The sequence below is a fragment of the Nocardia sp. NPDC049707 genome (assembly GCF_040674855.1).
GTDB lineage: Bacteria > Actinomycetota > Actinomycetes > Mycobacteriales > Mycobacteriaceae > Nocardia.
The window spans coordinates 107,555-129,928 of the sequence record NZ_JBFANN010000003.1 but is presented as its reverse complement, the minus strand read 5'-3'; the positions used below and the strand labels follow the sequence as shown (position 1 = coordinate 129,928).

Annotated in this window: 23 protein-coding genes, 2 pseudogenes and 1 riboswitch; of the genes and pseudogenes, 13 read left to right on the top strand and 12 right to left on the bottom strand. The window is 65.6% G+C overall.

The window, feature by feature from the left end; all coding sequences use genetic code 11:
* Nucleotides 1-1,063: 1,063 nt before the first annotated feature.
* On the top strand, nt 1,064-2,254 hold the full coding sequence (locus tag AB0J29_RS04890) for a DUF4173 domain-containing protein (RefSeq protein ID WP_364779346.1): 1,191 nt from the start codon (nt 1,064-1,066) through the stop codon (nt 2,252-2,254).
* 142 nt (nt 2,255-2,396) lie between these two features.
* On the opposite strand, the pseudogene AB0J29_RS04885 reads toward AB0J29_RS04890, so the two are convergent.
* Nucleotides 2,397-2,875 (bottom strand): annotated as a pseudogene (locus AB0J29_RS04885) (dethiobiotin synthetase).
* Between the two features lie 82 nt (nt 2,876-2,957).
* Nucleotides 2,958-4,328, bottom strand: coding sequence for a cytosine permease (locus tag AB0J29_RS04880; protein ID WP_364779343.1), 1,371 nt, complete (start codon nt 4,326-4,328; stop codon nt 2,958-2,960).
* A riboswitch (TPP riboswitch) is annotated at nt 4,325-4,439 on the bottom strand. (Overlaps the previous gene by 4 nt.)
* 180 nt (nt 4,440-4,619) lie before the next feature.
* Here AB0J29_RS04880 and AB0J29_RS04875 point away from each other — a divergent pair.
* On the top strand, nt 4,620-4,898 hold the full coding sequence (locus AB0J29_RS04875) for a hypothetical protein (protein ID WP_364495358.1): 279 nt from the start codon (nt 4,620-4,622) through the stop codon (nt 4,896-4,898).
* Here AB0J29_RS04875 and AB0J29_RS04870 read toward each other — a convergent pair.
* Nucleotides 4,885-5,658, bottom strand: a complete 774-nt coding sequence (locus tag AB0J29_RS04870) for a DUF72 domain-containing protein (RefSeq protein ID WP_364779340.1) — start codon at nt 5,656-5,658, stop codon at nt 4,885-4,887. The genes AB0J29_RS04875 and AB0J29_RS04870 overlap by 14 nt on opposite strands.
* A 130-nt stretch (nt 5,659-5,788) precedes the next feature.
* On the opposite strand from AB0J29_RS04870, the gene AB0J29_RS04865 reads away from it, so the two are divergent.
* Complete coding sequence (locus tag AB0J29_RS04865) at nt 5,789-5,974, top strand: hypothetical protein (protein WP_364779336.1); 186 nt, start codon at nt 5,789-5,791, stop codon at nt 5,972-5,974.
* Here AB0J29_RS04865 and AB0J29_RS04860 read toward each other — a convergent pair.
* Nucleotides 5,968-7,071: a glutamate--cysteine ligase gene (locus AB0J29_RS04860; RefSeq protein ID WP_364779333.1), complete on the bottom strand. Its 1,104-nt coding sequence runs from the start codon at nt 7,069-7,071 to the stop codon at nt 5,968-5,970. The two genes, AB0J29_RS04865 and AB0J29_RS04860, sit on opposite strands and share 7 nt — an antisense overlap.
* 112 nt (nt 7,072-7,183) lie before the next feature.
* On the opposite strand from AB0J29_RS04860, the gene AB0J29_RS04855 reads away from it, so the two are divergent.
* The 3 genes from AB0J29_RS04855 to AB0J29_RS04845 all read left to right on the top strand — a co-directional run bounded on the left by AB0J29_RS04855 (nt 7,184) and on the right by AB0J29_RS04845 (nt 9,131).
* Nucleotides 7,184-7,780, top strand: a complete 597-nt coding sequence (locus AB0J29_RS04855) for a type 1 glutamine amidotransferase domain-containing protein (RefSeq protein WP_364779330.1) — start codon at nt 7,184-7,186, stop codon at nt 7,778-7,780.
* 5 nt (nt 7,781-7,785) lie between these two features.
* On the top strand, nt 7,786-8,178 hold the full coding sequence (locus AB0J29_RS04850) for a hypothetical protein (protein WP_364779327.1): 393 nt from the start codon (nt 7,786-7,788) through the stop codon (nt 8,176-8,178).
* A 176-nt stretch (nt 8,179-8,354) separates the two neighbouring features.
* Nucleotides 8,355-9,131 (top strand): helix-turn-helix transcriptional regulator, encoded by a 777-nt coding sequence (locus AB0J29_RS04845; RefSeq protein WP_364779324.1) that lies wholly within the window; start codon nt 8,355-8,357, stop codon nt 9,129-9,131.
* 233 nt (nt 9,132-9,364) lie between these two features.
* Here AB0J29_RS04845 and AB0J29_RS04840 read toward each other — a convergent pair whose 3' ends face one another.
* A complete protein-coding gene (locus AB0J29_RS04840; RefSeq protein ID WP_364779321.1) occupies nt 9,365-10,246 on the bottom strand; it encodes an RNA polymerase sigma-70 factor in 882 nt (293 codons plus the stop codon).
* Between the two features lie 306 nt (nt 10,247-10,552).
* On the opposite strand from AB0J29_RS04840, the gene AB0J29_RS04835 reads away from it, so the two are divergent.
* Nucleotides 10,553-10,840: a DoxX family protein gene (locus tag AB0J29_RS04835; RefSeq protein ID WP_364779318.1), complete on the top strand. Its 288-nt coding sequence runs from the start codon at nt 10,553-10,555 to the stop codon at nt 10,838-10,840.
* A 66-nt stretch (nt 10,841-10,906) separates the two neighbouring features.
* On the opposite strand, the gene AB0J29_RS04830 is transcribed toward AB0J29_RS04835, so the two are convergent.
* Together AB0J29_RS04830 and AB0J29_RS04825 are read right to left on the bottom strand one after the other, a co-directional pair.
* On the bottom strand, nt 10,907-11,779 hold the full coding sequence (locus AB0J29_RS04830; RefSeq protein ID WP_364779314.1) for a TIGR03619 family F420-dependent LLM class oxidoreductase: 873 nt from the start codon (nt 11,777-11,779) through the stop codon (nt 10,907-10,909).
* Complete coding sequence (locus tag AB0J29_RS04825; protein ID WP_364779311.1) at nt 11,752-11,943, bottom strand: hypothetical protein; 192 nt, start codon at nt 11,941-11,943, stop codon at nt 11,752-11,754. The genes AB0J29_RS04830 and AB0J29_RS04825 overlap by 28 nt, the downstream gene beginning before the upstream one ends.
* 106 nt (nt 11,944-12,049) lie before the next feature.
* Between AB0J29_RS04825 and AB0J29_RS04820 the strand changes: the two genes are divergently transcribed.
* The 4 genes from AB0J29_RS04820 (at nt 12,050) to AB0J29_RS04805 (ending at nt 15,710) form a co-directional block, all read left to right on the top strand.
* Nucleotides 12,050-12,685 (top strand): TetR family transcriptional regulator, encoded by a 636-nt coding sequence (locus AB0J29_RS04820; protein WP_364779308.1) that lies wholly within the window; start codon nt 12,050-12,052, stop codon nt 12,683-12,685.
* A gap of 441 nt (nt 12,686-13,126) precedes the next feature.
* A complete protein-coding gene (locus AB0J29_RS04815) occupies nt 13,127-14,185 on the top strand; it encodes a 2,3-butanediol dehydrogenase (RefSeq protein WP_364779305.1) in 1,059 nt (352 codons plus the stop codon).
* Nucleotides 14,186-14,221: 36 nt separating this feature from the next.
* Nucleotides 14,222-14,767: a 2,4'-dihydroxyacetophenone dioxygenase family protein gene (locus AB0J29_RS04810; RefSeq protein ID WP_364779302.1), complete on the top strand. Its 546-nt coding sequence runs from the start codon at nt 14,222-14,224 to the stop codon at nt 14,765-14,767.
* 46 nt (nt 14,768-14,813) lie between these two features.
* On the top strand, nt 14,814-15,710 hold the full coding sequence (locus tag AB0J29_RS04805; protein WP_364779298.1) for a LysR substrate-binding domain-containing protein: 897 nt from the start codon (nt 14,814-14,816) through the stop codon (nt 15,708-15,710).
* On the opposite strand, the gene AB0J29_RS04800 is transcribed toward AB0J29_RS04805, so the two are convergent.
* Genes AB0J29_RS04800 through AB0J29_RS04790 form a run of 3 tightly spaced genes read right to left on the bottom strand, consistent with a single transcriptional unit; the run spans nt 15,660 to nt 18,016 of the window.
* Nucleotides 15,660-16,214 (bottom strand): hypothetical protein, encoded by a 555-nt coding sequence (locus tag AB0J29_RS04800; RefSeq protein WP_364779295.1) that lies wholly within the window; start codon nt 16,212-16,214, stop codon nt 15,660-15,662. The two genes, AB0J29_RS04805 and AB0J29_RS04800, sit on opposite strands and share 51 nt — an antisense overlap.
* A 33-nt stretch (nt 16,215-16,247) precedes the next feature.
* Nucleotides 16,248-17,144 carry a serine hydrolase gene (locus tag AB0J29_RS04795; RefSeq protein ID WP_364779292.1) on the bottom strand — a complete coding sequence of 299 codons (897 nt, stop codon included), beginning with the start codon at nt 17,142-17,144 and terminating at the stop codon, nt 16,248-16,250.
* Complete coding sequence (locus AB0J29_RS04790) at nt 17,141-18,016, bottom strand: LysR family transcriptional regulator (RefSeq protein ID WP_364779288.1); 876 nt, start codon at nt 18,014-18,016, stop codon at nt 17,141-17,143. Before AB0J29_RS04790 ends, AB0J29_RS04795 begins: the two co-directional genes overlap by 4 nt.
* 545 nt (nt 18,017-18,561) lie before the next feature.
* Here AB0J29_RS04790 and bla point away from each other — a divergent pair.
* Together bla and AB0J29_RS04780 are read left to right on the top strand one after the other, a co-directional pair.
* Nucleotides 18,562-19,473 carry a class A beta-lactamase gene (gene bla / locus AB0J29_RS04785; protein WP_364779285.1) on the top strand — a complete coding sequence of 304 codons (912 nt, stop codon included), beginning with the start codon at nt 18,562-18,564 and terminating at the stop codon, nt 19,471-19,473.
* A gap of 86 nt (nt 19,474-19,559) precedes the next feature.
* Nucleotides 19,560-19,725: pseudogene (locus AB0J29_RS04780) on the top strand (IS3 family transposase); the annotation flags it as partial.
* Between the two features lie 222 nt (nt 19,726-19,947).
* Here the strand turns inward: AB0J29_RS04780 and paaK are convergent.
* Nucleotides 19,948-21,258 carry a phenylacetate--CoA ligase PaaK gene (paaK, locus tag AB0J29_RS04775; protein ID WP_364779282.1) on the bottom strand — a complete coding sequence of 437 codons (1,311 nt, stop codon included), beginning with the start codon at nt 21,256-21,258 and terminating at the stop codon, nt 19,948-19,950.
* A 20-nt stretch (nt 21,259-21,278) separates the two neighbouring features.
* Nucleotides 21,279-22,373, bottom strand: a complete 1,095-nt coding sequence (gene paaE, locus AB0J29_RS04770; RefSeq protein WP_364779279.1) for a 1,2-phenylacetyl-CoA epoxidase subunit PaaE — start codon at nt 22,371-22,373, stop codon at nt 21,279-21,281.
* Nucleotide 22,374 lies beyond the last annotated feature (1 nt).

Sequence of the window (22,374 nt, the reverse complement as noted above, 5' to 3'; positions counted from 1 at the left end):
CTTGGCGTCCGACGACCAGTCCGCGTCCGAGTCCGTTGGCGATGAGCCGACCTCGGCCGAGTCCGCGAGTGATGTGATTCCGGACGAGCACACAGCTTCCGAGGGGGCGGCCGCATCGTCCGCTGCGCGGGTGTCGGACGCATCGGATCCGATGCGCGAGGACGTGGCACAGACGGAGTCGAGCGCACCCACGGGCCTGTCGACTGCGGATCGGGGAGTGTCGTCGAGTGGTACGGCGGATGCGTCATCGGGAATGCCGTCGGCCGCGCCGCCGAGCCCGCCGAACGTGTGGTCGAGTCCGTCGAGTCAGGTGAGTGTGCCGATGAGCCCGCCGTCGAATGCACTGCCGCCCGCCGCGCCGCCGGTTTCGCCGCTTGGCTCCGTGTTGCCAATGCCGAGACCCTGGCCTGTGCATGTGCCGAGGTGGCGGCGCATCGCTTGTCCGCCCGGCGTATTACCCGCAGCGGGCATCGCAGGTCTGGCGGGCGCGGTGTTCATCCCATTGGACCGCCCTGGAGTCGGTTGGGTGCTTGCCGGTTCGGTCGCAGCAGCCGCGGTATTCACGGTGGACCGACGCGCACGTTGTACGGCGGCGGAAGCGAGCCAAGGAGCGCTGCCGATAACGCATTCGGCCCCTTCCCAGGAGACGGCCCATGACACAGGACGTTCGACTGCTGAGGCGCCCGGCGGTCGGACGTTGCTCAAAGGTACTGGTGTGCAATCCGATCGATCCGAGGTGAACAGCGGCGACGCGGTGTCGATACCGGATTCGTCGGAATCGCCCGCCTCGAAGGCAGTGGAATGTGAGCCGGGGCATTCGGCTCCCGTGGCTGCCGGTGGTCGGATGTTGCTCAAGAACGTGGGGGCGGATCGGGCTGATTCGACCAGCACGGGCGAGGTTGCGTCGTCGACACCGGATTCGTTGGAATCGCCCGCATCGAGGGCGACGAAGCATGATCCCGGGCATTTGGTGACCAGCGGCCGGACGAGACTGGCAGATGGCGGTGCGGAGGCTGATCCCGCTGGATCGAGATTCGTTGTCCGCGCGGCGAATTGGGGTCGAGTGTGGTGGACGACCCTGGCGCTCACGCTGCTGGCGGTTGGGGCGGTGCGGGCTGCGGGGTGGCTGTTCGCGCTGTGTGTAGTGGGCGCCGGGATGGCTGGGTCGTTGGCTGTCGTCGGGCGGCGGTCGGTGCATGGCGCGTGGTACGACGTGATCGCGGTGCCGTTCGAGTCGCTTGCGGGCATTCCGTGGGTGTATTCGGCGTTCGGTCGGATCGGTGACGGTACGGCACGGCGGTCGTGGCGGGCCGGGATATCCGTTGCGGTGACGCTCGGATTATTGACGGTTTTCGTGCCGTTGCTGGGTGGCGCCGACGCGACATTCGCGAAACTACTCGCCGCCGTGACGCCGGAGCTCGACACGGGATCGATGGTGCGGTGGATCGTGCTGTTCGTGCTCCTCGGACTCGGCAGCGTCGGGGCCATGTATCTGCTCGCGGGGCCGCGGGCGACGGCGACCGGCGCGCCGTCCGGCCGATGCTTGCGACGGTTGGAGTGGGCACTGCCGGTGGGCGCGCTGACCATCCTGTTCGCGGTCTTCGTCGCCGCCCAGTTCGTCGCGCTGTTCGGCGGTGACGACTACGTCCAGCGCACCGCGAATCTGACCTACGCCGAATACGCGCGCAGCGGCTTCTGGCAGCTTTCGATCGTCACCATCCTCACCCTTGCCGTAATCGCCGTCGTACTGCGTTGGGCCGCACAGGATTCCGCCGCCGACCGGGCCTGGTTGCGCATCCTGCTGTGCGTGATCGGCGTGCTGACGCTGATCATTGTCGCCTCCGCCCTCGGTCGCATGTGGACCTACCAGCAGGCTTATGGCTTCACCGTCATGCGTGTGCTGGTCGAGGTATGCGAACTTTGGCTGGGGCTGGTGTACCTGCTGATGATCGCGGCGGTGCTCCGCCTGGACGGCACCTGGTTGCCGCGCGCCGCCATCGGCACGGCGATGTCGACACTGGTCGCGCTGGCAGTGCTCAACCCAGAAGGCCTTGTCGCGGAACGGAATATCGATCGCTGGGAGCACGGCGGGAAGCTCGACACGCGCTACCTCAGCGGTCTTTCTCCCGATATCGTCCCTGCCATCGGTCGGCTTCCCGAACCGCAGCGCAGCAAAGTGCTGTCCGCGATCCGCCTCGATCTCGATGAAGACACGTGGCAGGGCTGGAACCTGTCGCGCGCGAGCGCCCGCTAGGTCGGGCATACCGACTCAGCACCCATTTCTGTCCTGATCCTGCGGAATCCGGGGATTCGGGCGCGGGAATGCGAACGGTTCCCGGGTGGCCGATACTCAGCGGCTGCTGAGTGCTGCGTGGGCGCCGAATAGAGTTCGGCGCTCAGGTGAGGGCGCGGTGGACGGCGTCGGCGGGGTCGGCGGCGAGTTGGGCTGCGGGGATGGGGTTTCCGGTGGCGTCGTGGAGTTGCCAGCCGCCGAGCGAGATGACGGGGATGGTGCCGCGGTGGCGGGCGAAGGCGAGTTCGGAGAGGGTGCCCCAGGAGCCGCCGATCACGATGACGGCATCGGCGGAGTGGATGAGGATCGCGTTTCGGCCTTCGCCCATATCGGTGTACAGGACAGCGGACAGCCCGCGACAGGCAGCGGACCGGTCGGTATCAGGTCGGACCCCGATGACGAGCCACCCGCGCCGGAAGCCCCCTCGGCGACCGCGGCCATGACGCCGGTGCCACCGCCACACAGAACCGTGGCCCCGGCGCCCGCCAGCAGTCGCCCCACCTCCGCGGCCCATTCGGCCTCGGTATTTGTGCAATCACGCGGTCCACACACCGCCACCTGCAGGGGTACGTCGTGAGCCATGGCGTTGACGATAGTTGCCGCGAATCTCGTTCAGCCGTGTACTCCGTGCAGGTCGGCCCCAAGTCGCGCGTTGGTTCGGGGCCTACGCGGACTTGCGCAGCATTGAGAGGCGCCCTACGCCCCATGCGATGACGAGCGCGGCCAGGAACGACAGGAGGGACGCGCTCATCCAGGCCTGCTTGGTGAAGTGCAGCTTTTCCTGCACGTCTACCCAAAAGTCGGTCCACACTCCGGCGTCGCCGGGGTTGATCAGTTGGTAGACCGAAAGTCCTACCAGCCAGGCGAAAACCATGCCCCACCGCGATGGCGCGGTCGCCGAGGTGTCCCACTGGTCCCGTGCCCGCAGGAAGAAGTCCGCGACGAGCACGCCGAGCAGCGGCACGAAGACCGAACCGATCAGGCCGAGGAAGCCGAAGTAGTTCGCCATATTCAGCCGCAGCGCGAGCAGGGTGATGAGCGCGCCGAGACCGATCGAGAGCACCCGGCGGTCGACCCGAGGCGCGAGATTCTGGATTGACAGGGCCGTCGAGTACACATTCGCGAACGACTGGTCGGCTTCGCGAAAGACGAAGACGAAGAAGAAGACCGCGCCGAGCGTGACCTTCAGGAATGGCGAGTACACCCCGCCAGCGCCGGACGCGAGCGCCAATGCGAACAGTCCGAGCACATACGCGATGATCTGGGTGAACGCATACGCCCCACTGGCCGCGCCGAATGCCGCGCCGGTGCTGCGGGAGTGCCGAGTGTAGTCGGCCGCCACCGGCACCCACGAGATCGAAACCGCAAGCGCCGCATCGCTAGCGATCCAGAAGAGATTCCAATCCACGCCGAACGGCCCGCCGCCCGCGGGGCCGGGGTTGGTGGTGAGATCCGGCAGACCCGCGCGGACGAACTGGAGGTAGAACCAGATCAACGCGATCACCACGCCGACGGTTACGAACCGCCGCAGCATCCGTACCGAACCGAGCGGCCAGATCGTCAATACCGTCGTCAGCACACCCGCGGCGACCACATAGACCCAGTGCGGCCCACCGTCGAACAACTCCTCGGCCGCATCGCCGATGACAATCAGTTCGAAAGTGCCCCAACCGATCAGTTGCGCGATATTGAGCACCGTCGGCAGGTAGCTGAGCTTCGCGCCGAACAGTCCGCGCAGCAGCATCATCGCGGGCTTACCGGTCTGGGCTCCCGGCACCGCCGCCAGGCCGAGCATGAGTCCGCCGACCACCGTTCCGATGACCATCGCGAGAATGCCTGCGGCGATGGAGATCTGCGCGGCGCCATCGGTGTTCGGTGCCAGTACCGTGTACGCGCCGGAGAAGGCGAACAGGCTGACTCCGAGATTCGCCCAGAATGCGCTCTGGTCCCAGAACGACAGGACCTTCGGCGCGGGCTGGTCCAGGGTCAGCGGTGCTTCGCGCCGCTCGGACAGCTCGAGGGTAGGTGTAGACATCTTGGTACCGCTCTCCCTACGCCGGCATTACCCGGACAGGTTCATGCGGTCGGCGAAACGTGGGGTCCGCCCTCTCAGCCCGGCCGTGCCCGAGCTCCCGCGTTGGGGGTTTTCGGGCGAAATGCTACACCCGGGCACCGGCGCGCCGCGCGCCTTCGGACATTCCGGACAGGTTCCGCCGAGACCACCCGAAAGTCGTGGTCATCGACCATACTGTCCCGGTAGCGATTTGGTTTTTGCTCGGTTATCTGCCACTCATTGACCGCCTCAACCTGGAATGAGTACGCGCCCATGATGCTGATTACCTTGCACGAGACCGTTCTTGCTCAATTCGGGGATCCGACGCCCGAGGCGCCGCCGAACTCGGAGAAGATCCTGCAGATGGTCCGCTACCTGACTTGGTTTGTCCTGCTGTCCGGTGTCTGCGGCATCACCTACGCGGGCGGCCGCTTCGCCTGGGAGAAGTGGAGCGGCGGCACCCTGGACTCGCCGAAGATGCTCGCTGGCGCGATGGTCGGTGGTCTCATCACGACCAGCGCGGGCACCATTATGAACGCTATCGTCGGCTGAAAACCGTTGTGGGTGTTCGACTCACGGTGGCTCCGGCCGCGGCGGCGGTACGCGCGAAGATGATCGCGTCGCGGACCGCCGCACCACCCGGATCATTGTTGAAGTAGACGAACACCTCTGTGCGATCCGACCAGGTGTCGGCCAGCCGTCGCGCCCAACTGGTGAGTGCCGTGCGTCCGTAGCGTGGTGCGGGTTTCGCACGTCCGGAATGCAGTCGCAGATAACCCCAGTCCGCCGTGCGCCACAGCGGGGCGACCGGGCGGGACCGGACATCGGCCCAGCACAGTGCCGCACCGCATTCCGTCAGCACGGCACGAACTTCGGGAATCCACCAGGAATCGTGCCGGGGTTCGACTGCGATCCGGATCTCGGGCGGAAAACAGCGCAGGCAGGCGTCGAGCAGTGCCGGATCGACCCGCAGCGTCGGCGGAAGTTGCAGGAGCACCGGCCCCAGCTTGTACCCCAGCACACCTGCATGCTCGAGCAAGCGCCCGACCGGCTCCTCGGGGTCACGCAGCCGCTTGATGTGGGTGAGGAAACGGCTGGCCTTGACCGCGAAACAGAAGTCCGGCGGTGTGCGATCCCGCCATGCCGCGAAGGTCTCGCCGCTGGGCAGTCGATAGAAGGCATTGTTGCTCTCGACCGTCGCGAAGCCCGCGGCATAGGTTTCGAGCCACGCGCGCTGCGGAACGTTTCTCGGATACAGCACGTCGCGCCAGTCCCGGTACTGCCAACCCGACGTGCCGACGAGCAGGGGCATACCACAATCGAAGCACTTTCCCGTCACCGCTATCTCCACTGCGCTGTGTAGTAGATCAGTCGGGGAGGGTGCTATGAGCCACTAATCGATGGTCGAGCGGCGAATCGGATGGGCCAGTGGAGTTTCCGCAATGGGCCGTCTTCAGGTCGGGGTAGGGGCGTTGTTCTCACACCGCGTGCTGATCTTCAACTTCCCGAGCCATACCTCGGACGCGATCGAGCACATGATGACCGGTGCGACGCTGCTGGCGATCGTCGCCGTACAGATCGTCCGTGATGCTGGTCTGCGCTCGGTATTCGGCTCGTCCGGTCAATAGCACCCCTCGAGGGTCGCGGCGGCGACCACGTCGATGACATCGGTGACATCATTGTGTGCGTACAAAGCGGTGCGTTGGCGCCGGGCGCCGTTGCCGCGCGCCAGCACCGCATCGACGGTATCGATGACGAACTGCTGGTCACCCGACTGTTCGAGCGTGGGGGCGAGGTGGTCGACCAGCCCGGTGAGCAGGGTACGGGCCGGAAAGGCGTTGCCGCTGATGGTGTCGAGCCCGTATCCGTCCAGCCCGGATCTGGCGGCCTTCCAATACGCGGCCCGCAGCACCTCCGCGGGCACCGGGGGCGGTGGCAGCCCATCGTGTATCGCCGCCTGCGCCATGGCGACCGCGGCGCGAATCAGCGTCGCCAACAACGCCGTTTCCTCGACGGTCGCCGGTACATCACTCACGCGCACCTCGACGGTCGGGTACGAGGCCGAGGGCCGCACATCCCAATACACCATCGCCGTATCGAGAATGCTGCCGCTGGCGAGCATCATCCGCACCATATCGTCGAAATCCGCGGCGGAATCGAAGAAGGGCGGTGGACCGGAACTCGGCCACCGCTGCCACTGAATGCTGCGCCAGCTGGCGTATCCGGTATCGGTGGCGCGGTAGACCGGGGAATTGGCCGTCAACGACAACAACACCGGTAGCCAGGGCCGCAAATAATTCCCGACCAGCACCGCGATTTCCCGTGTCGGCACCCCGACATGGACGTGGCAGCCACACAAACCCTGCTCATGGGCGAGCATCCCGAAATTGTCCGCGATTCGTTGATAGCGCGGGGTGTCGGTAACCGGAAACGTCTCCGGTACCGCGGGTGGAACCGCAACCGCGAGCAATCGTGCGCCGTGCTTCTCGGCGCAATTGGCCACAGTGCGGCGCAGTCGACGCAGGTCGTCGAGTAATTCGGGGGTCCGGGTGTGCACGTCGGTATTGATCTCGACCTGACAGCGCGTCAACTCCAGTTGCAGATCGATGCCGACATCGGCGGCTGCTGCCGCGACCTCGACATTCCGTGGACTCGGCGCACCCGTGATCGGATCCGCCAGGAGGAACTCTTCTTCCACGCCGACAGTGGGCGGGGCCGCGGCCATTACTGGATTTTACTGCGCTTATCGCCGATCCGGACGGGTGCCGGAATCGTTTGAGCGCCCCGCGCCGGGGTAGGCCGACGATAGTAAAGGATCGGTGAGAAAGGGGTCCGGCATGTCCGAGGAATTGCGCGGTGTGCGCGCATTGGTCATGACCGCGAATACCGGCGTCGAACATGACGAGCTCACGGTGCCGCTGGACTGGTTGCGCGAACACGGTGCCGTCGCCGTGCACGCGACCCCCGAACGCGCCGAGGTCCAGACTTTTCGACACGATGTCGACAAGGACGAGGTCGTGCAGCCGGATGCGGCGCTCAACGATCTCGAGGTCGACGATTTCGATCTGCTCGTCGTGCCAGGCGGAACGGTGAACGCGGACAAACTGCGCGTCAACGATCGCGCCGTGGAAGTCGCCCAACAATTCGTGCGTGCGGGCAAGCCCGTCGCGGCGATCTGCCACGGCCCGTGGCTGCTCGTGGAGGCCGACGTCGTCGCGGGCAAGACCTTGACGTCCTACTACTCGCTGCGCACCGATGTAGTCAATGCCAAGGGACGCTGGATCGATCGTGCGGTGGTGCGTTCCGATGAGAACGGCTGGCCGTTGATCACCTCCCGCAGTCCCGGGGACCTCGCCGAATTCACCGACGCGATCGGCGCCGAGCTCACCGCGGCCCAGTCGGCCCAGGCCTTCGTGGGCGATGAAATCCTCTGACACCGGTGAGTTCTCCCGAGATCCGATCGTCCTACCGATATGGACACAATCATCTCGCCGACCGTTACGAGTTGCCGCCGATCGACTGGGACAGCATTCGCGAACGACCCGACGCGGGCATCGAACAAGCTCCCGGGTGGCCTCGGCCGGTACACCTGCTGGCTGACCATGATCAATTCGGACGGCAGGACGTCATCGCCGTCCGCGATCTGGGGGAGACGGCGCTTCTGGTTCACGACCGCACCCGCGGCAGCAAGGGCCGCGACCCGGCTCGGATCCGCGGTGCGGCGATGAGCGTGGCCACCCGTGAATTCGATCTGGTCGCCGTGGCCAGGATCGACGATCCCGCCGCCGTCGCCGATATGGCCCGGCGCTGGGCCGACGGTGGCTGGCCCTGACAGGTGGAGGTGCTCACCGCCGATACAGGGCCTCTTCGCTGGCCCGCCGCCGTGGCACGTTCATCGCCTGACCGCGCAAACCGCAACTGTGCGCAACCGGGCGGCGCGGGCGGTTCTGACGGCGATTACCTGTCAGGTAATCGTGTCGGGGTCGCCGGCTTCGTAGGATCGGCAGGGTGAGTACGCAAACAGCCGGTGACCTGCTGCGCCACTGGCGGCTCGAGCGCAGGCTCAGCCAGCTGGAATTGGCCGGGCGCGCCGAAACTTCCGCGCGGCATCTGAGTTTCATCGAGACGGGGCGCGCGAATCCGAGCCGCACCATGCTGGTGCACCTGTCCGAGCAGTTGGAGATTCCGTTGCGGGAACGCAATCGACTACTGCTCGCCGCCGGATTCGCACCCGCCTACGCCGAACCGTCGCTCGATACACCCGCGATGGACGCGGTGCGCGGTGCGATACGCCAGATCCTCGCGGGTCACGACCCCTATCCGGCGCTGGCGATCGACCAGAGCTGGAATATGATCGACGCCAATTCCGGTGTGGCACTGCTGTTGACGGGCATCGATCCGAAACTGCTCACCGCACCGGTGAACGCCCTGCGACTGAGCCTGCACCCCGACGGTATGGCGAGCCGCATCGTGAATCTGGCCGAATGGCGTGGCCATATCTTCGAGCGCCTGTCGCGCCAGATCGAAGTCACCGGTTCGCCCGAATTGCTCGAGCTCCGCGACGAACTGCGCGAATATCCCGGCGGCACAGTCGATCTCACCCTCCCCGAACCGGACCAGGCCGTCGTCCCACTGCGCCTGCGCCACGAAGACCACGAACTGTCGTTCATCAGCGTCACCACCGTTTTCGGCACACCGATGAACGTGACCGTCGCCGAACTCGCCATCGAATCGTTCTTCCCGGCCGATGCTGAGACGAAGAAGCGCCTCAACGCCGCGTCGTGATGTCCGGCGCGGCGACTTCGGATGTCGGTAGCGCGGTGTGGACCGTCGGCGGCCGCCATCACCAGGACAGCGCGCCTTCGACAATGGATTGCCGCGCCGCAGCGCACACTGGGCGACGATCTGTAGCGGGGTGTCATGGCAGCAACAGCTCGTCGCCCACCCGGACCCGCCGGACACCGCCTGTGCTCCGCAGCGGCAGGCCGATTGAGCGCGCTGATCCGAGGGCCATGAACTCAGCGGCGCAGGGCGGTTTCAGCCTGCATACGTGACAGCTTCTCGGGATTGCGGACGGCGTACAGGCCGGTGATGAGCCCGTCGTCGGTGCGCACCGCCATGACCGTGTCCAGCTCGCCGTCGAGCCGGATAACCAGCGCCGGGTAGCCATTGACCTGGGCTGCTTGTAGCGACAAGGCAGTGGTTCTGCCCCACAAGGCGCCGAGCAGGCGGCCAACCTTATCGGCTCCCGTGACAGGTCGCGGGAGCGCTTGTTTGATTCCGCCGCCGTCACCCAGCAACACGACATCCGGTGCGAGCATATCGAGCAGCCCCTGCATATCGCCGGTTTCGACCGCCCGCTGGAAGGCCGCGAGCACATCTCGGGTTTCGGCCGCCGAAACCGTCCCGCGCGGTCGGCGTGCGGCCACATGTGCTCGGGCCCGATGGGCGATCTGGCGGACCGCGGCGGGGGTTTTGTCGACGGCATCGGCGATTTCGTCGTAGGGCAGGTCGAATACCTCGCGTAGTACGAACACCGCGCGCTCGGTCGGCGCAAGTGTCTCCAATACCAGCAGCATGGCCATCGAGACGTTCTCGGCGAGTTCGACATCGTCGGCGATGTCGGGCGTGGTCAGCAGCGGTTCGGGGAGCCAGGGACCGATGTAGGACTCTTTGCGGCGCCCGAGGGTGCGCAGTCGGTCGAGGGACTGGCGGGTGGTGATTCGGACGAGGTAGGCCCGCTGGTCTCGGACGGTGTCGAGGTCGACGCCCGCCCACCGTAGCCAGGTCTCCTGCAGGACGTCTTCGGCGTCGGCGGCCGAGCCCAGCATCTCGTAGGCAACGGTGAAGAGCAGGTTGCGGTGGGTGACGAAGACCTCGGTGGCGGGGTCCGCACTCACGACTGCGCTCCCGGCATCCGGAAGTGTGTGGCCACGGGTGGCTCCTGTCTCTTCGATATCGACTGCGTCGCGCACCAGACGCCGGACCACCGCATTCTGTGACACCAGGTGCTTGTGACGGGCATCACCCGGCCGAGCCGTCACAGGTATCGGAGCGTCGTCGTCTGGTGCACGCCCCATAGCGACCCAGGGTTTCGAGTCCGAAGTCGCCGACTGCAAGGAGAAATATCATGAACCTCGCTCTGTGGATCGCCGCCGGATTGCTGGCCGTGGTCGCTCTGGCCGGCGGCATCAGCAAGACGTTTCGTGCCCAAGGAGAAGCTGGCCGAGATCCCTTACGCCGGATGGACCGAACACTACAGCGCAGGCTTCATCAAGACCCTGGGGATCCTCGAACTCCTGGCCGCGGCCGGGCTGATCCTGCCTGCCGCGCTCGATATCGCACCGGTTATGGTGCCGGTGACCGCGGCCTGCTGGATCTTGCTGATGGTCGGTGCGATGATCACCCATTTCCGCAATGGCGAAGCGAAGGTCATGGCGCTGAACCTGATCTACCTCGCCGTGGCCGCCTTCGTGGCCTCCGGCCGGTTCTGACCCGCGTCCCGCACCGGCTGACCCCCGGCCCGACACCCCCGGGCCGGGTCCGTGGGTGGCAGCGGCTCAGCTCGTCTTCGCGATGACCTTCTCCGCGAACCTGGACAGGTGCGCGATCTTGGTGTCCAGCGATTCGGTATCGGGCTCGGTGGTGTACGGGTAGCGGAAGCCGACGATCACATCGGTGACGCCCTTGTCCTCCAACCGCTTCACACCGTCGACGGTGAACCCGTCCAGCGAGATGACGTGGATCTCGAAATCCTTGCGGGTGCCGTATTCGGCGCGCAGCACATCGAGTTTCGCGAGCAGCCGGTCCAATTCGGCTGGATCGCCGCCGGCGTGCATCCAGCCGTCGCCGCGCTGGGCCGCGCGCCGCAATGCCGGGCCGCTGTGTCCGCCGATGAGGATCGGAATCGGCTCGGTCGGCACCGGGCTGATCTTGATCGGCGGCAGATCGTAGAACTCCCCGTGGAATTCGAAATAGCCGCCCGCGGTGAGTCCGCGCACGATATCTATGCACTCGTCCATCCGGGCACCGCGACGTTCGAATGGCACGTCCATGATGTCGAAATCATCCGGCCACGGACTGATGCCAACGCCGAAGCCGAACCGGTTTCCGCTCAAGGCCGCGATCGAGGCGGCCTGCTTGGCCACCAACACCGGCGGGCGGATGGGCAGCTTCACCACGAAAGGCGTGAGCCGGAGCGTGGTCGTGGCCGCCGCGATGGCCGCCGACAGCACGAAGGCCTCGATGAACGGCTTGTCCTCCAGGAACTCTCGACCGCCGTCCGGGGTGTACGGATAGGTGGCGTCGGATTCCTTCGGATAGGCCACACTGTCCGCGATCGTCATCGACGTATATCCGGCCGCCTCCGCGGCCTGCGCCAGCGGCACATAGAAGCTCGGGTCCGTCATCGTTTCGGCATAGGTGAATCGCATCTCGATCGCCTTCCATACTTTCGGCGTTGGCACATCCGCGGCCCGAAGTGCACGTCCTGGATGGGGAACCACTTCGCGACGCCGTAGCGCTCGGTGAACTCGCGCTGCGCCGCGTCCTTATCGCGCACCACCCACTGGAAGATCGGGCCCCGCGCGATGGCCATCGGATCACCTCGAGTCTGCGGCAACGGCCACGCCTTCGTTTTCGTACGGCCCAATTAAGCACTTCTGCTTAATATCGTCAATGCTCGGGTTTAGTACAGTGCTGATATGGCCGCCGAGGATCCGCGTGCCGCTCTGCTGGACGCGGGCGAACGACTCATCGCCGAACGCGGCGTGGACGTGCCGCTGCGCGATATCGCCGCGGCCGCGGGCCAGCGCAACAACTCCGCGGTGCACTACTACTTCGACTCCCGCGGCGGTCTGCTCGAGGCCATCGTCGACCGCCGCATGAACTGGCTCGAAGATCGTCGAATGGGGCTGCTCGCTCGATACGAGGCCGAGGGCACCGCACGCGAGATCCGCACACTGGTGGCGATGCTCGCCGCTCCCATCCTCGAACTCAGCTACGCGGCACAGGTCACCCACTACGGCCGCTTCCTCGAGGTGGTGCGCGCCCACCCTGTCATTGCCGACGCCCGCCGCCTCGCGGGCGCCGACCGTGCCGCCGTCCGCATCATCGCCACCCGCCTGGACGCGGCCCTGCCACAACTGCCACCCCGCCGACGCCGCCAGCGCCTGGAAACCATGGCGACAGTCATGTTCGCCCTGATCGCCGACTACGAACGCGCGCTGGAAGCGGGGGTGCGCACCGCGGACCCCGATAGCGACACCGCCGAGATCATCGACATGATCGTCGCAATGCTCACCGTGCCGGTGCGGGGGGCGACTTCGGGTGGTGCGTAGGGATTTTCGACAGAGCGCGACGCGGCACGCGCTGCGCGAACGCCCCGGATGCAAGGACCTCACCGGGAGGCAACTTTCCGCAAGCGCCGGTCGGAGGCGACCATCCACATCGCCCGCCTGCTGATCGCAAGTCCCCGTACGAGCGGCGAAGCTGCGCGGGAATACCGCGGCCACATCGGTCGGCATACGCAGTAGCGCTCCAACTCCGCTCCCCGCCGCTTCGGCTTCCGGACGACTGCTCGCGCGCATATTGATGGATTTGGCACCGAATTGATCGAGGAGATCGACGCGTGGCGAACACAGCCGGCGTCGGACCAAATCGGGGATCAGTAAGCGCACCTTATCGATGCTCGAGTAAAACAACCTGGACTTCCCGATAACCACAGTGGATTGTTGTGCGCATCACATGTTTGTGCATTCGGGTGAGATCGGAGTTGGAAAATGAAAGCCGCCCGCTATCATGGGGTTCGAGATATTCGACTGGAGGAAATTTCGGAGCCGGTGACCGGGTCCGGCCAGGTGAAGATTCGAGTGCATTTCAACGGGATTTGCGGAAGCGATCTCCATGAATATTTCCATGCACCGATGATGTCGCCCATGACGCCGCATCCACTGACGGGAGTTACCGTCCCCGTTGTATTGGGCCACGAGTTTTCGGGCGAGGTCGTTGAGGTCGGCCCAGCGGTTGCGGGGCTTTCGGTCGGCGACAAGGTGGCGGTGGAACCCACCGTTAATTGCCGCCGCTGTGCCGCGTGCCTTGCCGGCTCCTACAACCTGTGCAGGGAAATCGCCGCGGTGGGGTATAGCTGGCCGGGCGGCGGCGGGCTCGGTGAGTACGCGGTCGTCGACGCCGATCACTGTTACCAGTTACCCGCGGGGATGAGCACCCGCGAAGGTGCGTTGATCGAACCGCTCGCCGTTGCCCTGCACGCGGTGCGGCGGGGTGAGGTGCAGGCCGACCATGCCGTCGCGGTCCATGGGGCCGGCCCCATCGGAATCGGCGTCTTCCTGACTCTGCGGGCTTACGGCGTCGACAACATAACGGTGATCGAGCCATCCGCGGCACGACGCGCTGCCATCGAGGCGGTGGGTGCGACCGACATCATCGATCCGACTGCTTCTGACGTCGTCGCTGAACTGCGGGAACGCACTGATGGAGCCGGCGTCGCGCGATCATTCGATACCGGGGGCGCCCCGGCCACATTCCTCAACGCGGTTCGCTCGACAGCCGCCCGCGGGCGCGTCGTCGTTGTCGCGGTCCATCAGCGACCGGTCGAATTCAATCCCACCGAAATATTGTTCGGTGAATGTGAAATTGTCGGTTCGATCGCGTACTGCCACGATTATCCCGAAGTGATCGATTTGATGGCCCGCGGGGCTTTTCCCTACGACAGCTGGGTCCAAACGGTGCCGTTCGAGGACGTGGTTACCGTCGGCATGGAAGCGCTGCGCAACCAAACGGCCATAAAGATCCTGGTCGATATGACGAACCTTTCCTGACCGCGTAAACACCGTTCACCGAAAGAAGGAAGAATTATGGAAACCAAGGAAAATTTCGGACCCCAGTTCTGGATGACCGACCCCGGCGTCACGCCCAAGGGGATCAGGAAGGAGTTCGTCGATCCTGAGACCATCCCCTGGACCGACTGGCTGATGCCCGGAACGCGTTTCAAACTGCTGTACTGCAATCTCGTGTCCGGCGCGTTCACGCTCATCCTGCAGGTCGACCCCGGTACCGTCGCTACACCCCATTGGCACATGGGTAACGTCCAGGCGTACCTGCTCGAGGGCGGGTTCCACTACACCGAGGATGATCCCGGAACCGCGGGCATGTACACCTGCGAGGTCGCCGGGGCCGTACACACGCCGATTTCACCGAACGGGTGTGTCATGTTCGCCATGATCGACGGCCCTATTGCGGGGTATCTCCCGAGTGGCGAACTCGCGGTTGTCGCGGACGCGCGCCTGCACTATTACATGGCACGCGATAACGATGCCGTGGGCAGTCTGCAACTGGTCGACTATGCCACCGACCCGTCGCAGCACATGCACGGCGCCGGGCGGTCGGGAGCGATCGTCTAGTCTGACGGTTCTCGACCGTTCGATTCTGTTGGTATTGAGGTGACCTGTGTATATCCCGCCGCAGACCCTCCGGTGCTTTCTGGCTGTTGCCGACGAACTGCATTTCGGCCGCGCCGCGGCGGTGTTGCACATGACGGGACCAGCACTGAGCCAACAGATTTCGCGATTGGAGAAGGACCTCCGGTTCGCGCTGTTCGAACGAAGTTCTCGGCGCGTCGAGCTCACCGAGGCCGGAGTCGAGTTGATCCCGCACGCGCGGGCCGTTGTAGCGGCGAGTCAGACCATCCTTCGGTGGCGTGACACGGTTCGGCTCGGCCAGCGGGGAATCGATATCGGGTTCATGGCCGCCGGGGCCGGTCAACTGACATCGGACGTGTTGGACCGGCTCCGGTGTGCCCATCCTGGCCTGCATATCAGACTGCGCCACCTGGAATGGAGCGAACAGCTGGCTCCGCTGCTGGCGGGGGAGGTCGACGCTGTCTTCGTGCGAGAGCCGTTTCCCGCCGACGGAGTTCGGCGCCGTCACGTTCTCTCCGAGCCGCGTGTCGCGGTGCTTGCGCACGACCACCCGCTGGCAGGCAGAGAATCGATCCGGTTCGAGGAAATTGCGTCGGAGCCTTTCCTCGGCAGCAGTGGCGGGCCGATGGAGTGGACCGACTTCTGGATGGTCAATCCGCGCCCCGACGGGACGAGAGTTGAACCGTGCATAGTCGTCTCGACTGTCGAGGAATTACTGGAGGAGGTGGCATGTGGTGCTGGCGTGACGACCACGCCGCAGTCGCTGCCTTCGTATTACCGCCATCCTCGGGTCAGCTTCGTGCCCATCGCAGACCTCAGCCCGAGTGTCGTCACTCTCTGCACCTTGGACGGGAATCCGCGACCAGAGCTGGACTTACTGTTCGAGGCCCTCGACTATGTCCAGCACAAAGCTGCGGGCGAATGATCCGGCGGTCGGAGGCGGGGCATCGGTGCGCCGCTTCATGATCGGCACTCGGACTCGATTGAGACCTGCGGCCGAAGGCAGTTCCGGCGTCATTGTCTGACTTGTCGGGCCTCGGCGGCTGGCCGAAATCGGCGTCGAACGCAGAGTGTACGGGCGATGGGTGCCGTAGCGGGCGAAATCGCCCGGCCGCAACGGCGCGTCGCGGCTGCTCTGGATCACCGAGCCGCGGCCGCGTAGCTGCGAGCCGAGTTCGAAGTAGCCCGGATCGGCTCGTTGGATGGTGCGGCCGGTGCGGGCCACGTCGACGGGTCCGCTGCTGACCTCATTGTCACCCCCGGCCGCGTCGTGCCTGCTGTAACCGAGATAGTCATCCATCTCACCTTCCGGAGCCGACTCGACCACCAGCTTGGTCAGCAGCCCGCTCTCACCGGTCAGCTGCAACCCCTCCGCCCGCTCCTGAGCGGCCAGAGCCCTCAGCGGCCGCTCACCGAAACCATCACCCACCAAACCGCTCTCGGCCTCACATTCGATGCTTTGCTAGGGAAGCGGTCTACGCAGTTCGGTGACCGCGATCCGGGCGGCTTCGGCGATGGCGGCGTCGACGACGGGCAGCAGCGGGTCCGCGCGTGCCGCGCGGGTGAAGATCGCCACCGCGACGGGGTGCTCCTGCGGGAATTCCACTACCGCAACCTCGTTGCGGATCACGCCGATGGTGCCGGTTTTGCTCGCTATCGATACGCCGCGATGGGGGAACGCGGATACGATGCGGTGCGACCAGATCTGTTTGCGCATGACGGTGCGGACGAAATTGGTTTGCTGCGCGGACAATACGGTCCCCGCCCAGAGGGCACGCAGGAAGCGGGTCATCTCCTCCGGAGTGGTCGCGCTGGTGTAGGCGGGGTCGTATGCCGATACCGACCAGGCTTCGTCATTGTCGGCGAGTGCGGCGAACGCCTCGGCAGTGGTGTGGGTGTCGGTATCACGGACGAGGCTGCGATGGACGTCGGCGGTGCCGCCGATGATGATGGTCTGTCGTAATCCCATGCTGTTCAGCAGGTTCGTCACGGCACCGATGCCAACCTCGCCGAGCAGTACATCCGCTGCGGCGTTGTCGGACACCGTCATCATCGATATCGCGAGATCGCGCCTGCTCATCGTTACCGGATCCATCAGCGCGGCGATTCCGGATGGGCCGGGTGTGCAGTCGGCCGGTATCACGGTTATCGGTGCCATCGGATCAATCAGTCCGTCGTCGACACTTCGACAGAACGCGACGAACAACGGCAGCTTGTATACCGATGCGGTGACGACGCGTTCGTGAGCGCCGATCGAGATTTCCTCGATTGAGTCGTCGCAACGGCGGGCATGTACCCAGCCGGTGCAGCCCGCGTCGGCGAAGACATCGCGAATCTTGTTCTCCGCGACTGTCGTCATCGCAGTCGCTCCCTGTGTAGGACGCGATCCACCGCGTCTGTGTGAGCGTCCGCGCCGGGACGGTGGATGATTCGAACGCGCAGAGCGACAGCGTCAGGCGCCATCCGCAGCCAGGTCACCCCGGGTGCGTTTGATGGTGGCGCCGTGGTGAGGCCGAAACTCGAACCCGCGGCGACGGCGGCCAAAAGCGTGCGGTCATCGCGCGCGACGATGGTCGGCGAGTCGAGCCCTCGCTCCCGCAGCAGATCCTGGACCGCGTCGAAGGCGGGCGGATTGGTGGCGCGTGCCGGAGCGGCGAACGCCAGTCCCGCGAGCATCGGGAAGGTGGGGCGCTCGGACTCGGCGATTCGATGATCAGACGGAACGACCACCCACCGCGGCAATTTGACGACAGGTCCCGCCACCACGCCGTCCACCAGAGCCGGATGCTCGACCACCGCAACCTCGCAGATGCCGGATCGAACATCCGATACGAGGTCGACGGTGGCACGCACCGTGGTGGACACCGTGCCGCCCGCACCGACCACACCGCGCAATGCCGTCACGCACGCGGTCACTACCCGATCCGGGACCGTCGCGGCCGCCCCCCAGTTCACGGTGCCGCGTGTCCGTGCGATCCGATGTGATTCGGCGACAAGGCGATCGGCGTCATCGACGAGCAGGCGGGCGCGGGAGAGCAGTTGCACACCGGCCGGGGTGAGCACCGCACCCTGCTGCGTGCGGTGGAGCAGTTCGACACCGAGATGTCGTTCGAGTCGCCGAAGACCTTGCGACAGGGGCGGTTGCGTCATGTCCAATGCGGCCGCCGCCTTGCCGAAATGCCTTTCGTCCGCGACCGCGACGAAGAAGCGGAGGTGGCGGATCAAATCCATGACCGTCATTGAACCAGCGGAATCGGCGACGTCCCTGCTGTTGGTGACTCGCCGCTATCTTCGTAGCGAACCGGAGCATGATGACCTGTGGCGATAGCGCCGCCGACTCGGTCACGCTCGGGTCGGGTATTGGCGCGCACCACACCCGCAATGTTGTTGTGCTCCGATGACGACGCCGCGAAACGCACTGCTTCTCCTATCACCCACCAACGCTTGTTCGCCGCCGCCCTCGCGGTCTCCGCGCTGTCGGCCGCCACTGCCTGCGGCGTCTTCAACGGGTCTGCGGCGAAACCGGATTCGGTCGGCGGAGCCGGCGTTCTTCGATCTCGGCCAGTCAAGTGTCGAGCGGTGCGAAACGGTCGTCGCTGCGTGCTGGCGCACCATCCCGGGTGCGGGCAATCTGCTGCGACGCCTCGGCGGCCCCTCAGCCGTGACGGCGTTCGCCCGGTCGCTCGGCGATGACGCGACACCGCCGGCCGCGATCGCGGCATCCGTGACCAGTTGAGCGCACACGTGCTCCGACCGACCGACGGGACTTATCACCCATGACATCGACGCAACCGACCATCACTCGTCGCGCTCTGTTCGGGGCGGCAGTACTTTTGCCGCTTGCCGGATGCGCGAAGACCCACTACCCCTCCCGCTCCCCCGCTCCCTCGCCCGCGCCGAATGAACATCACGAGAGTCTGGTCGAGTTGGAACGAAGGTTCGACGCTCGCCTCGGCGTATATGCCCTCGCCACCGGTACGGGCACCACGATCGCCCACCGAGCGGATGAACGATTCGCGTTCTGTTCGGCGTTCAAGGGGCTCGCAGCGGCTGCGGTGCTACAGCGAAACCCGCTGTCACACTTGGATTCCCTAGTCACCTACACCCAAGCCGATCTCATGAAGAATGCCGCGGTTACCGCGCAGCACGTGGCCACCGGGATGACAATCCGTGAGTTGTGTGACGCCGCGATCCGCTACAGCGACGGCACCGCGGGCAACCTCCTGCTCCGCGATATCGGCGGCCCGGCCGAGCTGACGTCCTACGCACGCAGTCTCGGCGACACGATCACCCGAATGGATCGCGTCGAGCCGCTGATCACCGAAGCCACCCCCGGCGACCCCCGCGACACCAGTTCACCGCGCGCATTCGGCACCAGCTACCAGAGAATCGTGCTCGGCGATGCCCTGCCACCCGACAAGCGCGACTTTCTGCGCGACTTGATGCAACGCAACGCCACTGCCGCAGGCGCCCAGCGCATCCGAGCCGGTTTACCACAGGACTGGACAGTGGCCGACAAGACTGGAACCGGCGACTACGGCACGCTCAACGACATCGCCATCGCCTGGCCGCCGAACTCCACACCACTTGTCATCGCGATGATGTCCAGCAAGGCCACCAAGGACGCCGAGTACGATCAGGCATTGCTCGCCGAAGCCGCCGCCTATGTAGTCGACACCCTCACCTGATCCGACCTAGGTAGCCGGGCTCAGGCGAGCTTGTTGTAGTCGAGGTGGAAGTCGAGTTCCCAAGTGGTGGCGTCGGCGGACCAGCCGAGGGCACCACCAGTGAGGCAGCGCGGACGATCCGCGAGCAGAAACGAAAGATCGCCGAACTGGAACAGATACTTTCTGCGCAACGTCTTTTTTCGCGCGGGCGAGCGACCCGCGGCAGCGGTAGTTTGCGCGTTCATCGCCGAGCATCGGGCTCGGTTCGGGGTCCGGTGCGGGGCGCGATACATCACTCCGACGCCGGGTCGCAATACGAGAAGATCGACTGCACCGCAACCAAAATCAACTACTGCCGGCTGTCCTACCTCATCATTTCCGTTGATCTGCGAGTGATGTCGGCGACCTACTCATCGACCCCGCTCTCCGCGCTCGTGGCGTACTGGAAACTCGAGCTGCGGTTGTCATCGCGCCGGCATGTCGCCGCTCGGTGCGTTACTTCGGGCGGCGATCCACGAGACGCCGGGCCTTGCCGAGCGAGCGCTCGAGCGAATCCGGGAGAAGGACCTCGACGGCGACATTGACGCCGATCCTTTGTTTGATCCGCTGGGTCAGCGCGGCGGACGCCGAGAGTCGCTCGTCTGCCGTCGCATCGGCTCTGCTTTCCACCCGAACGGTCAGTCTGTCCATACGTTCGGGCTGGTCGAGGACGCATTCGAACTGGGGAGCCAGGGCGGGGACGGTGAGGATGATTTCCTCGATCTGGGTCGGGAAGAGGTTAACGCCCCGCAGGATGATCATGTCGTCGGTGCGGCCGGTGATCTTCTGCATACGCCGCATGGATCGGGCGGTCCCTGGCAGCAGCCGCGTCAGGTCACGCGTGCGATAGCGGATGACCGGCAGCGCCTCTTTGGTGAGTGAGGTGAACACCAGTTCGCCTTCGGCGCCGTCGGGCAGCACCTGTCCGGTCTCCGGGTCGATGATCTCGGGATAGAAATGGTCTTCCCAGATGTGCAGGCCGTCTTTGGTTTCCGCGCACTCCATGGCTACGCCGGGTCCGATCACTTCGGACAGCCCGTAGATATCGACCGCGTCCAGGGCGAAGGTCTGTTCCAGTTCCAAGCGCATGGATTCGGTCCACGGCTCGGCGCCGAAGACGCCGACCCGCAGCGAGGTGGCGGCCGGGTCGAAGCCCTTGCGCACCATGGCGTCCAAGATGGTCAACATGTAGGAGGGCGTGACCATGATGGCGTCGGGCCGGAAGTCGTCGATCAGCTGTACCTGCCGGTCGGTCATGCCGCCGGACATGGGTATCACGGTGCAGCCGAGGCGTTCCGCGCCGTAGTGCGCACCGAGTCCGCCGGTGAAGAGTCCGTATCCGTAGGCGATGTGCACGATGTCTCCGGATCGCACGCCGGCCGCGCGTAGGCTGCGGGCGATGAGGTCGGCCCAGTTGTTCAGGTCGCCGGCGGTGTAGCCGACGACGGTCGGCTGGCCGGTGGTGCCGGAGGAGGCGTGGATGCGTGAAACCTGGTCGCGGGGCACGGCGAACATGCCGAACGGGTAGTTGGCGCGCAGGTCCGTCTTGCCGGTGAAGGGGAATTTCGCCAGATCGGCCAGATCCTTCAGATCCGACGGGTGCACGCCGGCGGCGTCGAATGCCTGGCGGTAGTGGGCGACATTCTCGTAAGCGTGCCGCACCGACCATTGCAGGCGCTCCAGCTGCAGGGCGGAGATATGGTCGCGGCTGGCGAATTCGATGTCGGCAGTGGGAATCTCGCCCGAAGGGGGAGCGACGGTGCTCATGAGTGGTGTTCCTTGATTTGTCAGGCATCGAAGTCGATGGCAAGGGCGTCGGCGGCCGGGTAGCTCTGGCAGGTGAGAACGAACCCCGCGTCCACTTCACCCGGTTCGAGGGCGTAGTTGCGGCGCATGTCGGCCGCGCCGGAGGTGACCTTGGCCCGGCAGGTGCCGCATACCCCGCCCTTGCAGGCGAAGGGCAGGTCGGAGCGGATCTGTTCGGCCGCATCGAGGATGGTGCGGTCGCGCGGTAGCTCGGCGGTGGTCGAGCGTCCGTCGTGGGTGATGGTGACGGTGCTGGCCGGGCCGGTGACGTCCGGTTCGCGGTGGGTGTCCGGGGGTGGCGGGGTGTCGCCGACGTAGAACAGTTCGCGGTGGATGCGCGCCGGTTCCACGCCGAGTTCGTCGAGCACGGCTCGCGCGACGGAGACCATTTCGTGGGGACCGCACAGCCAGACGTGGTCGATGCCCGCGGTGGGGACGACGGAGGTGAGGATTGCGCGCAGGCGGTCGGCGTCGAGACGACCGGTGAACAATTCGACGTCGCGAGGTTCGCGTGACAGCACGTGAGCGACCGAGAACCGGCTGCCATGACCGTCTTTGAGGTCGGCGATCTCGTCGGCGAACATTACCGATCCCGCGCGGCGGTTGCCGTAGAGCAGGGTCACTTCGGCGGCCGGGTTCTCCAGCACGGATGCGGCGATGGACAGCAGCGGCGTGATGCCGGAACCGGCACCGATGAGCAGATGACGTCCGCCCGCCTCCGGGTCGGCGATGAAGGTTCCGCTCGGTGGTGCGACGTCGATCCGGTCGCCGGGGGAGACCTCGCGGACCAGCCAGTGGGAGAACATGCCGCGCGCCACTTCTCGCACACCGACGCGCGGGGCGCGCCCGGCCGGGGCGCAGATCGAATAGGAGCGCCGGTGCTCGATGCCGTCGACTTCGCGGCGCAGCGTGAGGAATTGGCCTGGCCGGAACCGGAATTCGTCGGTCAGCCGGGGCGGTACGGCGAAGGTGACGGCGACGGCGTCGTCACACAGGCGTTCCACCGCCGACACGGTGAGCGAGTGGAATCGAGGGTTACCTCCCGCGGTGATGGCCGCTTCCGCTTCGATGGTCATA